Genomic DNA, 14,619 nt, shown 5'->3' on the forward strand with positions numbered 1-14,619 from the left:
CACGTCCCGTGTCATCGGCCGCACAGATCGACGCCGGCAGTATCGCGGAGGCGCGCTCCGGGCGCGCCGCCCGGGACATCCCCGACTGGATGCGGATCGCCCTCAACGGCACCGTCATCGTCGTCTTCTGGAACCATCTCTGGTTCGCCGACCTCAGCGACCGCAGCCTCCTGGAGGCGGCCGAATCGGGAAGCCTGCTGACGCAGGGCATCTTCATCGCCCTGGCCCTGGCCATGGGTGCCGCCCTCTGGCGGCTCGGCCTGGAGCGGCTGCGCCCGCTGATGAGCTGGCCGATCCTGCTCTGCGCGGGCTGGCTCGCCCTCACCATCCTCACCTCCGTCGAGCCCCTCCTCTCGATCCGGCGCGCGATCCTGCTTCTGATCGCGGCGATGCTCGCCGCGGGCGTGCTCGTCGTCGCGCGCTCGGCTCGCCAATTCGCGCTGACCCTAGCGGCGAGCGCGCTCATCATCGTCATCTCGTCCTTCCTGGCGGTGGCCCTGGTGCCGCAGCTCTCGGTTCACTCGGCCTTCGACGTCCAGGCCGAGCCGGACCATGCCGGCCTCTGGCGGGGCATCTTCCCGCACAAGAACGAGGCGGGCTCGGTGATGGTGATCCTGATCCTCGTCGGCCTCTACGTGGCGGCGACGCTGAGCCGCTTCACCGGCTGGGTCATCGTGCTGCTCTCCGCGATCTTCCTCGTCGGCACCAACTCGAAGACCGCGATGGCCACGGTGCCGGTCATCCTCGCGGTGACGGGCCTCTGCCAGGTCTTCCGCGGCCCGTGGCTGCGCGCCCTGCTCCTCGTGGCGCCCATCCTCGCCTTCTCCATCCTCTCGATCGGCTCGATCTTCCTGCCTCCCGTGAAGGACGTGCTCGAACTCCTCCTCAAGGACGCGAGCTTCACCGGCCGCAGCGAGATCTGGCAATTCGCCGTCGACAACATCCTCGTCCGGCCGGTGCAGGGCTGGGGCTACGGCGCCTTCTGGCTCACCGAGCGTACCATGTACGGCAGCGCCACGATCTCGACCTGGGTGAACGGGGCGCGCCATGCCCACAACGCCTTCCTCGACACGGCCCTGACCACGGGCCTGCCGGGCCTCGGCATCGCGCTGCTCGTCTATCTCTACGGCCCCTTGCGCGACCTGAACCGCATCGCGGGCGCGCGCACGATCGACCCGACCACGATGCTGTTCATCCGGCTGTGGTTCTTCGCGATGATCTCGGCCTCGTTCGAGTCGGTGCTCTTCAACGGCAACAACCCGACCTGCTGCATGGTGATGCTCGCGATCTTCGGGCTGCGGATGCGCACGCAGCACGCGCTCGTGCGGCGCTGACCCGCGCCGCACGAGGGAGGCGCCCCCTCACTCGGGCAGGGCGAACACGACGAGCGCGTCGCCCGTGCCGAAGCCGGACGCCTTGGTGAACGAGGAGCCGCCGGCCGCCACCGCCACGTACTGGCGCCCGTCGACCGCGTAGGTCACCGGCGGGCCGCTGATGCCGGCGCCGCACTGGAAGCGCCACAGCAGGCGGCCGTCCCGCGTGTCGTGGGCGTCGAGATGGCCGTCCTCCTCCCCGGAGAAGACGAGGCCCCCTGCCGTCGAGAGGGTGCCTCCCGACAGGCGGCTTCCCGCCTTCACCGACCACGCGATGGCGCCGCCCCGCGCGAGATCGACCGCGGTGAGCGTGCTGAAGGCGGGCTCGCCTCTCGCCTCGCTCGTCTCGGTGTAGCGGATCTCGGGCCGGCCGCCGGCCGCCGGCACGGTCTTGACCGTGTAGGTCGCGGCCCCGTGGCGGACCTGCGCGAAGGCCCGGCCGAGAGCCGCGTCGTAGGCGACCGGGTGCCAGGAGATCGCGCCGAGGGGGCCGGGGCTCACGATCGTGCCCTCGGGGCTCGGGGGGGCGAACAGGTTCTTGTGCGCGATGACCGGCTCGGAGCGGGCCAGCAGGCGGCCCGTCGCCCGGTCGTGCACGTAGATCCAGCCCGTCTTGCTCGCCTGCGCCACCGCCTTCACGGGACCGTCCGGCGTCGGGTGGTCGAGGAGGAAGGGCGGGCTCGCCACGTCGTAGCCCCATTCCTCGTGAGGCACCTGCTGGAAGTGCCAGCGCAAGGCGCCCGTGCGCACGTCCAGCGCCACGAGGCTCATCGTGTAGAGGTTGTCGCCGGGGCGGGTCAGGCCGAAATTCTGGGGTGCCGGGTTGCCGGTGCCGAGGAAGATCAGGCCGGCCTGCGCGTCGTAGGCCGGGGTCATCCAGAGGGAGCCGCCGCCCACCCGCCACGCCTCGCGGTGCTGCGGGGCCGCCGCCTTCTCGGCGGCGATGTCCCGGTGGAGGGGCACGCCGTCCGGCGTCGTCGCGCGGAATTCGCCCTCCCAGCCGTCCTGCTTGGTGACGTACCAGCGCCAGCGCTCCTCCCCGGTCTTCGCGTCGTAGGCGGCGAGCCAGCCGCGGCGGCCGTAGCCGCCCTCGATGCCGACGACGGAGCCGCCGTCGAGGCCGCCCTTGTCGTCCTCGACGTGCAGCCCGTAGCCGGCGCCCGTGACGCCGACGATGACGAGCCCCTCGGCGACGAGCGGCGGCATCTTGAAGCCGAGGCGGCTGGAGCCCTGGACCGGCTTGTCGCCGAGCTGCGCCGAGAGGGCCGAGGCCGTCTCGGTCTCGCCCTCCTCCGGGCGCACCGCCTCCTTGTCCCAGACGAGCTTGCCGGTCCTCGCGTCGAGGGCGATGACGCGCCCGTCCATCGTCGCCTCGTAGACGAGGCCGTTCGCGACGGCGACGCCCCGGTTCGAGGGCGGCCCGAAGATCTTCTCCGTTCGCGCCCTGTGGGTGTAGGTCCAGAGGACGCGGCCGGTTTTCGCCTCGAGCGCGGCGACGTGGTTGCCCGTCGCCGAGACGTACATCACGCCCTCGACGATCACGGGCTCGGCCTGGAAGTAGCCGGTCACCCCGGTCTGGAAGATCCAGGCCGGCCGCAGCGCGGCGACGTTGCCGCGGTCGATCTGCGCGAGCCCGGCATGGTGCCGGTTCGAGGGATCGCCCCCGAACATCGGCCAATCCTCGGCGTGGGCGGGGCCACAGACCGGGAAGGCGGCGGCGAGAGCCAGCGCCGCGGCGAGCCGGCCGCCCATCATGAGCGCACCGCCTTGGCGAGCTGGGCGGGGGTGTCGGCCGCGCCCATGGCCTGCGCCATCTCGGACGCGCTCTGGCCACCCGCGTCGCGCCGGTCCGGATCCGCCCCGTGAGCGAGGAGCAGGTCGACCATCTCGGTCCGGTTGAACATCGCCGCGACCATCAGGGCGGTGCGGCCGCCCTCGCCGCTCCCGTCCACCGCCGCCCCGTGCGCGAGGAGGAGCCGGGCGATCCCGATCTCGCCCTTGAAGGCCGCGCCGGCCAGGGGCGTCTGGCCCCGATCGTTGGCGAGTTCCGGGTCCCCGCCCGCCTCCAGGATCACGCGCGTGGCCTCCTCCTGCCCGTTATAGGCCGCGAGCATCAGCAGGCTGTCGCCCTTGTCGTTGCGCAGGTTCGCGGGCAGGCCCTGGCCGAACAGGGAAGCGAGGTCCTCCGCATGCCCCATCCGGGACATCTGGAAGACGCGGCCTGCGAAGGCGATGGTGTCGTCGTCGAGGGTCCGGGGCGGGGTGTCGGGAGCGTCGGGCATCGAGGTCTCGGATCAGGAAGAACGCCCGCGCATCTGGGACTCGACGCATCACCTGTCCAGCGCCCGCGCATCACGCTTCGACGCGGGCGCAACCGGACCCGCCGCTCGCGGCGGCAGGCACGCGGTGGAGCCGATACTGATGCGGCATGGGGCGAAACCGCCCAGAAACGGAATCTTTTCAGTCTACAGCGTCATGCTCAAGCAAAACCTGCCCCCGCCGGAGCAACCTGAACAAAAGTTCGGCTCCGCCGCTTGCTTCGAACACATTTCGCGCTTATCATATGTTAACTGTGATCGCTTACCGGCGCAGCATGGATCGGACGCGCCGGGCTTGGTCCTGCGTTTCGCCCCGAGGCGCGACTGGAAGCGCTCGCAAACCTTGTGAGGCCGGCGCCAGAACTGTGGCTGCGAAGCGGGACGGCGCGGATTTCTCGGAGGCTCGACGCGCCAAGCCGAGGCTTGAGAGAGACCGAAACACGACGCCTGTGAGCATCGCATGCGGGACGACGCACTGAACCGAGCCTCTATCGCCCCGACGGGGCTCGCCTTCTCCTCGCGCGAGTTCCTGCGGCTCATCGAGAGCTGCGGATTGACCGGGACGTGGGGTTGGACCTTCGCCACGAACGAGCAGGTCTGGTCCCCCGGGCTCTACCGGATTCTCGGCCTGGACCCGAGCCGCGTGCGCCCGAGCTACGATTACTTCCTCAGCCTCGTCCATCCCGACGACCGCTCCGAGATCGAGACCACGACGCAGGTGATGCAGGACGGCATCCTGCACGACCACACCTACCGGCTGATCCGTCCGGACGGGTCGCTCCGGATCCTGTCCGGCCGCGGCGAGGTCTACCTCACGGCCGACGGGCGGCCGCGGGCCGCGGCCGGGATCGTCCTCGACGTGACGGGCCAGGAACAGCTCGCCCGCGCCCAGGCCGCGGAGCGGCGCCGGAAGCAGGCGCTGTTCGAGCAGGCCGGCGTGATCACGCACACCCTGCCGCCCGTGCTGGCCGAGGGCGAGACGCCCGACCTCGCCACCCTGACGGGCCTCTCCAGCGCCGCGGTCGGGGCTGCGGTCGGGGCTGGCGGGGAGCCGGGGGAGCACGCGCTCTGGCGCGAGGTGCTGGAGGCCGGTTTCCGCAGCGGCAACACCTTCACCTCGATCGGGACACTCGCCCTGCCCGACGGGCGCCGGGAGCGTTTCCAGACGACGCTCGTGCCGATGCGCGACGTCGACGGCTCCATCCTGGAATGGATCAGCCTGATGCAGCCGGCCAGCCCCGAATCCGATCTGCGCGCCGAGGAGAGCGCCGAGTTCGACGAGGGGATCGAGGGGTACCACCTGCGGGCGGCGCGCGGCCTGCTCGACTGGTCGATGACGGATCTCGCCAATGCCAGCAACCTCTCCTTCTCGACGATCCGGCGCCTCGAGGAGAACGCGGAAGGGCCGGCCAACCGCTCCCGCCGGGCCGTGATCTCCGCCCTGCGCGAGGCCGGGATCCGGTTCCCGCGGATCGACGGTTCCTCCATCGCGGTGGCCAAGGTCTGAGGCCTGCCGTGAACGGTCCCGTCACCGCCTCTGACCTCGCCTTCTCCTCCCGCGAGTTCCTGCGGATGATCGAGGAGTTTGGTCTGACGGGCCATTGGGGCTGGACCTTCGCGACGGATGAGCACGTCTGGTCGCCCGGGCTGTTCCGGCTGCTCGGGCTCGAGCCTGGACTCGTGCGGCCGAGCTACGACCTGCTCCTCCACCTCGTTCATCCCGAGGATCGCGCATCGATCGACACCGCCGCCGAGGTGCGGGCGGGGCTGGCGCGCGAGGCCACCGTACGGGTGATCCGGCCGGACGGCGCGATGCGCATCCTGTCGATCCGGGCCGAGATCTACGTCGCGCCGGACGGGCGCCCGCAGGCAGCCGCCGGGATCGTGCTGAACGTCACCGACCGCGAGGCGCTGGTCCGCGCGCGGGCTGTCGAGAGGCGGCGGAAATGGGCCCTGTTCGAGCAGACCCGCTCCTTCACGTACTCGGTCTCGAACTTCCCCATCGGAAATCTCCCGCACGAACTCAGTGTCCTGACCGGCCTGGCTCCGGAGATCTTGCGCTCAGAGCGTGGTCTCATCATCGCCAGGGAGGAACGAGCCTTCTGGATCGCGTTCGGGAACGAGTACTTTCCGTCCGGCAAGCCCTTCATCGCCAAGCCGCTTCTGATGCTGGCAGATGGGCAGACGGCCCGCTTCCCCACCGTCGTCGTTCCGACGCTGAATGCGGATGGGGGGATCGAGAGGTGGGACAATTTCGTGTTCCCGGCGGATCGCCAGGCTACGCTGCCGACCGATGATCTGCTGCGCGCGCTGCAGGAGCGGGTCGGCGGCCATCACGTGCGAGCGGCCCGTGGCCTCCTCGACTGGTCGATGCACGATCTGGCTGCGGCGAGCGGCCTGTCCTTCTCGACGATCCGACGACTTGAGGAGGATGCCGAGGCCACCGCCGCGCGGTCGCGCCACATGGCGGTCGCGGCGCTCCGCGCCGCCGGCATCCGCTTCTCGCTCCTCGACGGCGGTGCCATCGCCGTCGCCAAGGTCTGACGGGCGCTGCCCTTTCCGGCGCGGGCCGCAGCCGCCATATTCGGGGTATGCCGATTCCCAAGAAGCCCCGCCACACCTCGGGAAAGGCCGAGAAGCCCGAGCTGAAGCCGCTCGACCCCTTCCTGGCCGAACTCCTCAACCCGGCCCTGAACCGCAACCGCCTGCCGGAGCCGCCGCCGGCGAGACCCGGCGAGCCGAAGCGGAAGGGCCGCGCGAAGAAGGCCGATCCGGCCGCCGCGACGGGCTTCGGCGAGGCGCCCCAGGCGAGCTACGCGCATGGCAGCGCGGCCGATGTCGACCCGCGCCTCGCCCAGGCGCTCGGCCTGCGCGACGGCGAGGACGGGCCGGCGCCCGAGGGCGCGGTCGAGGACGGGCAGACCTCGCTCGCCGCGGACGGCGTCTCGGCCACGGTCGACGCGCTCCAGCGGCTTCTGACCGAGGGCAACCCGCTCTTCAAGGACGGGCAGACCTGGGTGCCGCACCGGCCGGAGCGCCCGCAGAAATCGGAGGGCGGCGTCCCCTTCCGGCTGAAATCCGAGTTCACCCCCGCGGGCGACCAGCCGACCGCGATCGCCGAGCTCGTCCAGGGCGTGAAGGCGGCCGAGCGCGACCAGGTGCTGCTCGGCGTCACGGGCTCGGGCAAGACCTTCACCATGGCCAAGGTGATCGAGGCGACGCAGCGCCCCGCGCTCATCCTCGCGCCGAACAAGACGCTCGCCGCGCAGCTCTACGGCGAGTTCAAGAGCTTCTTCCCCGACAACGCGGTCGAGTACTTCGTCTCCTACTACGATTATTACCAACCGGAGGCCTACGTCCCGCGCTCGGACACGTTCATCGAGAAGGAGAGCTCGATCAACGAGCAGATCGACCGCATGCGCCACTCCGCGACCCGCGCCCTCCTGGAGCGGGACGACGTGATCATCGTCGCCTCCGTCTCGTGCATCTACGGCATCGGCTCGGTCGAGACCTACACGGCGATGTCGTTCACCGTCTCGCTCGGCGAGAAGATCGAGCAGCGCCAGCTCATCGCCGACCTCGTGGCGCTCCAATACAAGCGCATCCAGTCGGATTTCGCCCGCGGCACCTTCCGGGTGCGTGGCGACGTGATCGAGCTGTGGCCGGCCCACTTGGAGGATCGCGGCTGGCGGATCGGGCTGTTCGGCGACGAGATCGAGAGCATCGTCGAGTTCGACCCGCTGACGGGCAAGAAGATCAACGAGCTGAAGTTCGTGAAGGTCTACGCCAACAGCCACTACGTCACGCCGCGCCCGACGCTGCAGCAGGCGATCAAGGGCATCAAGCACGAGCTGAAGGGCCGCGTCGAGGAGCTGACCCGGATGGGCCGCCTGATCGAGGCGCAGCGCATCGAGCAGCGCTGCACCTTTGACATCGAGATGATCGAGGCAACGGGCTCCTGCAACGGCATCGAGAACTACTCGCGCTATCTCACGGGCCGCAAGCCCGGCGAGCCGCCGCCGACCCTGTTCGAGTACCTGCCCGACAACGCCCTCGTCTTCACCGACGAGAGCCACGTCACCGTGCCCCAGATCGGCGGCATGTACCGGGGCGACTTCCGCCGCAAGGCGACGCTCGCCGAGTACGGGTTCCGCCTGCCCTCCTGCCTCGACAACCGCCCCTTGCGCTTCGAGGAATGGGACGCGATGCGCCCGCAATCGGTCCACGTCTCGGCGACGCCGGGCAAGTGGGAGATGGAGCGCACGGCGGGCGTCTTCGCCGAGCAGGTCATCCGCCCGACCGGCCTCGTCGATCCCGTGATCGAGGTGCGCCCGGCCCGAAGCCAGGTCGACGACCTGCTGGGCGAGGTGCGCGAGGTGGCGCAGGCCGGCTACCGGACGCTGGTGACGACGCTGACCAAGCGCATGGCCGAGGACCTGACCGAGTACCTGCACGAGAACAACGTGCGCGTGCGCTACATGCACTCGGACATCGACACGCTGGAGCGGATCGAGATCATCCGCGATCTCCGGCTCGGCGCCTTCGACGTGCTGATCGGCATCAACCTGCTGCGCGAGGGTCTCGACATCCCCGAATGCGCCCTCGTCGCCATCCTCGATGCCGACAAGGAGGGCTTCCTCCGCTCCGAGACCTCGCTCGTCCAGACGATCGGCCGCGCCGCCCGCAACGCGGATGCCCGCTGCATCCTCTACGCCGATCAGGTCACGGGCTCGATGGAGCGGGCGATGGCCGAGACCGAGCGGCGGCGCCAGAAGCAGCTCGCCTACAATGCCGAGCACGGCATCACCCCCCAATCGGTCAAGCGCAACATCGGCGACATCCTGGAGAGCGTCTACGAGCGCGACCACGTGCGGGTCGATACGGGGCTGGCCAAGGACGCCGTCACCGTCGGCCACAACATGAAGGCCGTGCTGGCGGATCTCGAGAAGCGGATGCGGGCGGCCGCGGCCGATCTCGACTTCGAGGAGGCGGCGCGCCTGCGCGACGAGCTGAAGCGGCTCCAGGCGACCGAACTCCTCGTCGCCGACGACCCGATGGCCCGGCAGGCGGACGTGGAGCGCGAGGCCGGCCGCTACGGCGAGCGCGGCGGACGTGGGCGGCCCTCCGGCGGCAGCCGGATCGCCAAGCCCAGCCTCGACGACATGGGACCGGGCACCGACCGCGAAGTGCCCGTAGGCGGCCCGCCGCCCGCGTGGCAGGAGCGGCCGAAGGCCCGCTCGACGCAGGGAATCGGCGGCCAGCGCCCGAAATACAAGGGCCGCGGCTCGCGGGACCGGTGAGCAACGGGCAGGTCCGGAACCTGGGGAGACCTCGCGCTTTCCTTCGGCAAGACACCGCAGATGCTGCGGCTCACCTTGCCTGACCGGGAGGCCGTCGTGCCCCATTCTCGTCGATGCCTTCGTCCCCGCGCCGGCGGCGCGGCGACCGGCCTGTTCCTCGGTGGCCTCCTCGTCGCCGCCACCGCCGCCATCGCCGTGCCGGCGAAGGCGCAGAGCGTCGAGAGCCGGCGCGACCAGCCGAACGCCTCGACCCTCCCCGCCGATTTCCCGACCGTGAAGAGCGGCGAGCGCGGCGCCGACCAGCGGGTCGGCGGCGTGGCGCCCCCGAGCGCGATCCGCTCGACCACCGCGGTCGTGCCCGCCTCGGGCGGCGGCAAGGCGGCGGTGACGAACCCCCTCGACCACCTGCCGAAGAGCGACCGCGTCGGCCTGAGCGGCCGCCGGGAATAGCGGCGCAGCGCCCGAACCGCCCCGCTCGCGCAACCGCGCCCGCATCTCCGCCGTTGAGACGGGAATGCCGGCAAGGGAGCGCGCCATGGGACTTCTCGATTCGGTCATCGGCGGGGTGCTGGGACAGGTGCTCGGCGGCGGGCGCGGGTCCGGCGGCCCCGGCAGCGCCCAGGGCGGCCCCGGCATGTCGCCGCTGGTGAAGGCCCTCCTGATGCTGCTCCTCGCCAAGGGCGCGAGCGGCGGCTTCGGCGACATTTTCGGGCGCGGCGGCCCGCAGCACCGGCCCGACGACGAGCCGGGCCCGGAGGACGACCGCTCCGGCGGCGCCGGCCCCTACGGGCGCGACGACCGCGACCCGTCCGGCGACATCGGCGGCTTCAACCAGGGCGGCTATGACCCGAGCGGCGCCCGCCGCGACGGCCCTCCCCCGCGCGAGGGCGATTACAGCGACCTCTCCGGCATGCTCGACGGGCCGGGCGATGCCGGCTCAGGCCGCGGCCCGGGCGCCGGCCCCTACGCCCATCTCGACCGCGAGCCCGGGGACCCGTTCGGGCAGGGCGGCCCAGGCGGCCAAGGCGGCGGCCCCGATCTCGGCGGCCTCGACGGCCTGGTCGAGCGCTTCCAGCGCGGCGGCCTCGGCGACGTGATCGGATCCTGGATCGGCCACGGCCAGAACCGGCCGGTTCAGCCGAACCAGCTCGCCCAGGCGCTCGGCCCCGACACGCTCGACACGCTGGAGCGCCAGACCGGGATGAACCGCGACACGCTGCTCTCGCAACTCGCGCAGGTGCTGCCGGAGGTGATCAACGGGCTGACGCCGCAGGGGCGGGTTCCGGGTGAGGAGGAGCGGAGGCGGTGGTGACGGTGTAATTAAACCCGCCGCATCACCAGCGACGCATTCGTACCACCAAACCCGAACGAGTTCGACAGAACCACGTCGACCCGCTTGCGCTTCGCCTCGTGCGGCACGAGGTCGATCTCGGTCTGGACGCTCGGGTTGTCGAGGTTGAGGGTCGGGGGCAGTACGCCGTCGCGGATGGCGAGGACCGAGAAGATCGCTTCCACCGAGCCCGCGGCGCCCAGGAGGTGCCCGATGGCCGATTTCGTGGAGGACATCGAGGCCTTGGCGGCGGCGGGGCCGAGGAGGCGCTCGACGGCCTTCAGCTCCAATTCGTCGCCCATCGGCGTCGAGGTGCCGTGGGCGTTGATGTAGTCGATCTCGCTCGGGTCGATGCCGGCGCGCTTCACGGCGGCCGTCATGCAGCGGAAGGCCCCGTCGCCGTCCGGCGAGGGCGAGGTGATGTGGTAGGCGTCGCCCGAGAGGCCGTAGCCGACGATCTCGGCGTAGATCTTCGCGCCGCGGGCCTTGGCGTGCTCGTACTCCTCCAGCACGAGGATGCCGGCGCCCTCGCCCATGACGAAGCCGTCGCGGTCCTTGTCGTAGGGGCGGGAGGCGCGGGTCGGCTCCTCGTTGAAGCCGGTGGAGAGCGCCCGGCAGGCGGCGAAGCCCGCGAGCGAGAGGCGGTTCACGGGTGATTCGGCCCCGCCCGCCACCATGACGTCGGCGTCGCCCAGGGCGATCAGGCGGGCGGCGTCGCCCACCGCGTGCGCGCCCGTCGAGCAGGCGGTGACGACGGCGTGGTTCGGGCCCTTGAGCCCGTGCGCGATCGAGACCTGGCCGGAGGCGAGGTTGATGATGCGGCCGGGGATGAAGAAGGGCGAGACCCGCCGCGGCCCCTTCTCGTGGAGCGTGATCGAGGCGTCGTAGATGCCGCCGATGCCGCCGATGCCGGAGCCGATCAGCACGCCCGTGGCGTACTGATCGTCATCCGTCTTGGGGTGCCACCCGGCATCGTTGAGCGCCTCGTCCGCCGCCGCCATGGCGTAGACGATGAAGGGGTCGACCTTGCGCTGCTCCTTCACCTCCATCACCCGGTCGGGGTTGAAGGTGCCGTCGGTGCCGTCGCCGAACGGGATCGAGCAGGCGATCTTGCAGGCGAGGTCGTCCGTGGCGAAGGCCGTGACCTTCGCCGCCCCGCTGTCGCCCGCGATCAGGCGGCTCCAGGTGTGCTCCACTCCGCTGCCCAGCGGCGTGACCATGCCCAGACCCGTAACGACAACCCGACGCATCGCGCTATCCCGAACCGTTCCGTTCCCTATGAACGGCGGGCGGGGCGTTTCGGCCCCGGCCGCGCCGCTCGAAATATCTTACGCGGAGTTCTTCTCGAGGAACTTCACCGCGTCGCCGACCGTCTGGATGGTCTCCGCGGCGTCGTCCGGGATCTCGACGTTGAACTCCTCCTCGAACGCCATCACGAGCTCGACGGTGTCGAGGCTGTCGGCGCCGAGATCGTCGATGAAGTTCGCGCCCTCGACCACCTTCTCGGGCTCCACGCCCAGGTGCTCGACGACGATCTTCTTCACGCGCTCAGCGATATCGCTCATTGTTGGTCCTCGTGTGTCCATCGTGATGGTGAAGGCGCCGTGGCCGCTCTCCCGTTGCCGGGCGTTTCGCTCAAGCGGCCGGTGTCCGATCGCGTGTCGTCTTGGACTTGCAACCCGCTGAACCGTCAACCCCCCTTGCACGGCTGCCGGGGTGTTAACACAGGGTTCCCGCGCTGGCGAGAGCCGGTTCACGAACCGTTCATCCCTGTGGTTTTCCGAACGTTTTCCTCGGGTTGTACCGGGGCCGGAGGATGCGCCGGGGGAGCCCCGCCGGTCAGAGCATGGCCATGCCGCCGTTCACGTGCAGCGTGTGGCCGGTGACGTAGGCCGCCTCGTCCGAGGCGAGGTAGACGGTGGCCGCCGCGACCTCCGCGCCACTGCCGAGCCGGCCCATCGGCACGCGGGTCAGGATGCCCTCGCGCTGCTTGTCATTGAGCTCGTCGGTCATCGGCGAGGCGATGAAGCCGGGCGCGATGCAATTGACGGTGATATTGCGGGAGGCGACCTCGGCGGCGAGCGCCTTGGTGAGGCCGACGAGGCCGGCCTTCGCCGCCGCGTAATTGCCCTGGCCCGGATTGCCGGTGGAGCCCACCACCGAGCCGATATTCACGATGCGGCCGGAGCGGCGGCGCATCATGCCCTTCACGGCCGCGCGCGAGAGGCGGAAGGCGGCGGTGAGGTTGACCGCGAGCACCTGCTCCCACTCCTCGTCCTTCATGCGCAGGAACAGGTTGTCCCGCGTGATGCCGGCATTGTTGACGAGGATGTCGAGCCCGCCGAGCGCCGATTCGGCCGCCGGCACCAGCGCCTCGACGGCCTGCGCGTCCGCGAGGTTGCAGGGGGTGACGTGGACCCGCTCATGGCCGAGCTCGCCCGCCAGCGCCTCCAGCGCCTCCTGGCGGGTGCCCGACAACGCCACGGAGGCGCCCTGCGCGTGCAGCGCCCGGGCGATGGCCCCGCCGAGGCCGCCGGTGGCGCCGGTGACGAGGGCCTTGCGGCCGGTGAGATCGAACATGGGGTTACGTCCCTCGCGTGTGGCGGATGGTCAGAGCGTGGGCAAGGCCGCGACGTCGTCCGGCGTCCCGACGGGGCTGGCCGCGGCGCCCGGCGCGATGCGCTTGACGAGGCCGGTCAGCACCTTGCCGGAACCCAGCTCGTAGAACGTGTCGACGCCTGCCCCGGCCATGGCGGCGACGCATTCGCGCCAGCGCACCGTGCCCGTCACCTGCTCGACGAGCGCGGCGCGGATCGCCTCCGGATCGGTCACGGGCGCGGCGCGGACATTTGCGTAGACGGGAATGATCGGGGCGGCGATGCGGACCGCGCCCAGCGCCTCGCGCATCGCGTCGGCCGCCGGGCCCATCAGGCTGCAATGGAAGGGGGCGGAGACGTTGAGGAGCACGGCCCGCTTGATGCCGCGCGCCTGGGCGATGGACACGGCCCGCTCCACCGCCGCCTTGTGGCCGGAGAGCACGACCTGACCGGCGCCGTTGTCGTTCGCCACGTCGCAGACCCCGCCCCCTGCGGCCTCCTCTGCGGCCTCCGCCGCGATCTCGCGGGCGGCCTCCAGCTCGGCGCCGATCAGCGCCGCCATGGCGCCCTCGCCCGGCGCCACCGCCCGCTGCATCGCCTCGCCGCGGATGCGCAGGAGCTTGGCCGCATCCGCCACCGAGAAGGTCCCGGCGGCGGCCAGCGCCGAGTACTCGCCCAGCGAATGGCCGGCCACGCTCGCGATGTCCCGGGAAAGGTCGAGGCCGCGCTCGGCCTCCAGCACGCGCAGCACCGCGAGGCTCGCCGCCATCAGGGCGGGCTGGGCGTTCGCCGTCAGCGTCAGCTCCTCGGCCGGCCCCTCGAACATGATCCGGGACAGGTTCTGCGAGAGCGCGGCATCGACCTCGGCGAACACGTCCCTGGCCGCCGGGTGCGCCTCGGCGAGCGCCTTGCCCATGCCGACCGCCTGGCTGCCCTGACCGGGGAAGATGAGTGCTCGCGTCATGGAGAGCCGCCCTTCGTCGCTCTGAAGGCTTGAGAAAGCGCGGCGCAGTCGCATCGCAAGCCCTCGGGTGTCAACAATGCAGCGCACAAATCGCCGCCACCGTTCAGCTTGTTGCAGGGCGCCAACCGGTGTAAGACGCGCGATCATCTCCGAAAATCCTCGCGTCTTAAGTCCAGGAAGGAGCCGCCGCCCATGGCTCGCGTCACCGTTGAAGACTGCATCGACAAGGTCGAGAACCGCTTCGAGCTGGTCCTGCTGGCCAGCCACCGCGCCCGTCTGCTCGCCGCCGGCGCGCCGCTCACCGTCGACCGCGACCGCGACAAGAACCCCGTCGTGGCGCTCCGCGAGATCGGCGACGAGACCATCACGGCGGACGACCTCAAGGAGCAGCTGATCCACTCGATGCAGAAATACGTCGAGGTGGACGAGCCGGAGGCCGAGACCGTGCCGCTGCTCTCCTCCTCGCCCGCCGCCGCGGCGGTGGCCCCGCAGGCCGCCTCCAGCGACGACAGCGCGGTGCAGTTCGACCGGATGAGCGAGGAGGACCTCCTGCGCGGCCTGGAGAACCTCGCCCCGCCGGTGGAGACCGACGACGAGGGCGACTGAGCCGGAACGGACAGGCTCCCCGTCTCGAAACCCGGCCGCGAGGCCGGGTTTTCTCGTTTCCGGCCGAATTCGGCGCCTCTGCGACGCCGAGGGTCTGGCGCGCGCCTGTGCGATGCGGGAGACTTGACGCC

At 70.9% G+C, this 14,619-nt stretch carries 13 protein-coding genes; 7 read left to right on the forward strand and 6 right to left on the reverse strand.

The window, feature by feature from the left end:
• Nucleotides 1-8 precede the first annotated feature (8 nt).
• The gene (locus J2X36_RS17895) at nucleotides 9-1,334 is read left to right on the forward strand and encodes an O-antigen ligase (protein WP_310352186.1); all 1,326 of its coding nucleotides are present in this window, start codon (nucleotides 9-11) and stop codon (nucleotides 1,332-1,334) included.
• Between the two features lie 27 nt (nucleotides 1,335-1,361).
• Here J2X36_RS17895 and J2X36_RS17900 read toward each other — a convergent pair whose 3' ends face one another.
• Both J2X36_RS17900 and J2X36_RS17905 read right to left on the reverse strand, forming a co-directional pair.
• Complete coding sequence (locus J2X36_RS17900; RefSeq protein ID WP_405029811.1) at nucleotides 1,362-3,128, reverse strand: pyrroloquinoline quinone-dependent dehydrogenase; 1,767 nt, start codon at nucleotides 3,126-3,128, stop codon at nucleotides 1,362-1,364.
• Nucleotides 3,125-3,655 carry an ankyrin repeat domain-containing protein gene (locus J2X36_RS17905; RefSeq protein ID WP_132250798.1) on the reverse strand — a complete coding sequence of 177 codons (531 nt, stop codon included), beginning with the start codon at nucleotides 3,653-3,655 and terminating at the stop codon, nucleotides 3,125-3,127. The genes J2X36_RS17900 and J2X36_RS17905 overlap by 4 nt, the downstream gene beginning before the upstream one ends.
• A 496-nt stretch (nucleotides 3,656-4,151) precedes the next feature.
• Between J2X36_RS17905 and J2X36_RS17910 the strand changes: the two genes are divergently transcribed.
• The 5 genes from J2X36_RS17910 to J2X36_RS17930 all read left to right on the forward strand — a co-directional run bounded on the left by J2X36_RS17910 (nucleotide 4,152) and on the right by J2X36_RS17930 (nucleotide 10,303).
• Nucleotides 4,152-5,198 carry a PAS domain-containing protein gene (locus J2X36_RS17910; protein ID WP_132250800.1) on the forward strand — a complete coding sequence of 349 codons (1,047 nt, stop codon included), beginning with the start codon at nucleotides 4,152-4,154 and terminating at the stop codon, nucleotides 5,196-5,198.
• A gap of 8 nt (nucleotides 5,199-5,206) precedes the next feature.
• The gene (locus tag J2X36_RS17915) at nucleotides 5,207-6,235 is read left to right on the forward strand and encodes a PAS domain-containing protein (protein WP_310352192.1); all 1,029 of its coding nucleotides are present in this window, start codon (nucleotides 5,207-5,209) and stop codon (nucleotides 6,233-6,235) included.
• A gap of 47 nt (nucleotides 6,236-6,282) precedes the next feature.
• Entirely contained in the window at nucleotides 6,283-8,991 is a 2,709-nt protein-coding gene (gene uvrB, locus J2X36_RS17920; RefSeq protein WP_132250804.1) for an excinuclease ABC subunit UvrB, read from the forward strand.
• Nucleotides 8,992-9,087: 96 nt separating this feature from the next.
• Nucleotides 9,088-9,441: a hypothetical protein gene (locus tag J2X36_RS17925; RefSeq protein WP_310352196.1), complete on the forward strand. Its 354-nt coding sequence runs from the start codon at nucleotides 9,088-9,090 to the stop codon at nucleotides 9,439-9,441.
• 85 nt (nucleotides 9,442-9,526) lie between these two features.
• Complete coding sequence (locus J2X36_RS17930; RefSeq protein ID WP_310352197.1) at nucleotides 9,527-10,303, forward strand: YidB family protein; 777 nt, start codon at nucleotides 9,527-9,529, stop codon at nucleotides 10,301-10,303.
• Between the two features lie 8 nt (nucleotides 10,304-10,311).
• Here the strand turns inward: J2X36_RS17930 and fabF are convergent, their stop codons facing one another.
• The 4 genes from fabF to fabD all read right to left on the reverse strand — a co-directional run bounded on the left by fabF (nucleotide 10,312) and on the right by fabD (nucleotide 13,882).
• Entirely contained in the window at nucleotides 10,312-11,571 is a 1,260-nt protein-coding gene (gene fabF / locus J2X36_RS17935; protein ID WP_310352200.1) for a beta-ketoacyl-ACP synthase II, read from the reverse strand.
• A 78-nt stretch (nucleotides 11,572-11,649) separates the two neighbouring features.
• Nucleotides 11,650-11,886, reverse strand: coding sequence for an acyl carrier protein (locus J2X36_RS17940; RefSeq protein WP_018044468.1), 237 nt, complete (start codon nucleotides 11,884-11,886; stop codon nucleotides 11,650-11,652).
• 274 nt (nucleotides 11,887-12,160) lie between these two features.
• On the reverse strand, nucleotides 12,161-12,901 hold the full coding sequence (gene fabG / locus J2X36_RS17945; RefSeq protein ID WP_132250810.1) for a 3-oxoacyl-[acyl-carrier-protein] reductase: 741 nt from the start codon (nucleotides 12,899-12,901) through the stop codon (nucleotides 12,161-12,163).
• Between the two features lie 30 nt (nucleotides 12,902-12,931).
• Entirely contained in the window at nucleotides 12,932-13,882 is a 951-nt protein-coding gene (gene fabD / locus J2X36_RS17950) for an ACP S-malonyltransferase (protein ID WP_310352247.1), read from the reverse strand.
• Nucleotides 13,883-14,074: 192 nt separating this feature from the next.
• On the opposite strand from fabD, the gene rpoZ reads away from it, so the two are divergent.
• Nucleotides 14,075-14,488 (forward strand): DNA-directed RNA polymerase subunit omega, encoded by a 414-nt coding sequence (gene rpoZ / locus J2X36_RS17955; RefSeq protein ID WP_109890881.1) that lies wholly within the window; start codon nucleotides 14,075-14,077, stop codon nucleotides 14,486-14,488.
• Nucleotides 14,489-14,619 lie beyond the last annotated feature (131 nt).

The sequence above is a fragment of the Methylobacterium sp. BE186 genome, from assembly GCF_031457035.1.
Classification (GTDB): domain Bacteria; phylum Pseudomonadota; class Alphaproteobacteria; order Rhizobiales; family Beijerinckiaceae; genus Methylobacterium; species Methylobacterium segetis.